Raw genomic sequence first — 1,352 nt, 5'->3', positions numbered from 1 at the left:
TGTGGGTTCATTCCGATTTCACCAGTTCCTGAAACAGACATGGTCGGCATGACTTCCAATGTTTCGTTGTATAAGCCAAAACTGTACGAAGAGAAGCATGTTGCGACTAATGCAAAACTCACCTCAATGCTCCAATACACGATGTGTGTATCGCGTATAGCACACTACGTCAAAGTTATGGGGCGAGACAAGATAGGTGGCTATCAGGACGCGGCATCGCTCGAGAGGGAGTTTCAGACTTGGTTACATCAATATACAACGGCTTCAGACGAAGCTTCGGATGAACTCAGAGCTAAGTACCCATTGAACGAAGCGAAGATCAAAGTTAGAGAGAAACGCGATACGCCAGGGCACTTCTACTCGGTGATACATTTACGCCCTCATTTTCAGCTCGACCAAATGGTCTCAAGTATCAAATTAATTACGGAATTATCACCAGAACATTTGGTGTAAGGAAAGAAAGATGACTCAGTGGAAAAATGCCTTATCGGAAGGGCAGTTGCAACAAGCTTTAGAACTACTAATCGAAGCAATAAAGGCATCTCCCAAGGATGCCAGTTTGAGAAGCTCTTTTATTGAACTGCTTTGTATTGATGGTGATTTTGAGCGAGCTGATGAGCAACTGATGCAGTCTATTAAACTGTTTCCTGAATATCTTCCAGGCGCTAGCCAGTTAAGACATCTGGTTAAAGCTGCTCAAGCGCGAAAGGATTTCGCTCAAGGTGCGGCAACCGCGAAGGTATTGGGTGAGAGCGAAGAACTAACTAAGTCATTGGTTAGCTTCAACTTATCAATGGTGAGTCAAGATTATGAACAAGTTTCTGAACTTGCTCTTCAAATCGAAGAACTGAGACAAGAAAAAGGCTTTTTAGCTAATGATACTTCGTTCTCAGACGTGCGGGATATTGATGATCGTTTAGGTGGTTACATTGAGCTGTTTTCTACCGCAGGCAACTACTTCCTCGTCCCTATTGCTAGCATCAACACTTTAGAAATCAAATCTGCTACCTCTTTGCTAGAAAGTGTTTGGCGCCCCGTTGAGTTTGACATTGACGGTTTAGGTGAAGGTGAAGGCCATATGCCGATGACTTACGTGGATTCAGAAAGTGATGCTCAGAAACTAGGTCGAGAAACGGACTGGAAACAAATAGCTGACAAAGAAGTTTACTTAGGTTTAGGTCTGAAGTGTTGGCTTGTCGGTGAAATGGCGCTGCCGATTTCTGACTTACAAAATCTACAAGTAATAAAAGAGTTGGCGTAAGAGTAATTATGGCTTTAACGGTTTCACTGCTAGACAAGTTGATTGATAGCGACCCAACTACCAGAGAAGAAAAAGATTTTCCTGTCAGTCA

At 43.1% G+C, this 1,352-nt stretch carries 1 protein-coding gene and 1 pseudogene; both read left to right on the top strand.

Annotated elements, in window-relative coordinates; translation table 11 throughout:
* A pseudogene (locus tag R7O12_RS25055) lies at nt 1-453 on the top strand (type VI secretion system contractile sheath large subunit); the annotation flags it as partial.
* Nucleotides 454-463: 10 nt separating this feature from the next.
* The gene (locus R7O12_RS25050; protein ID WP_318126760.1) at nt 464-1,261 is read left to right on the top strand and encodes a type VI secretion system accessory protein TagJ; all 798 of its coding nucleotides are present in this window, start codon (nt 464-466) and stop codon (nt 1,259-1,261) included.
* The last annotated feature ends 91 nt before the right edge of the window (nt 1,262-1,352 follow it).

The sequence above is a fragment of the Vibrio sp. Vb1574 genome (assembly GCF_033338675.1).
This window is presented reverse-complemented; position numbering and strand designations above follow the sequence as displayed.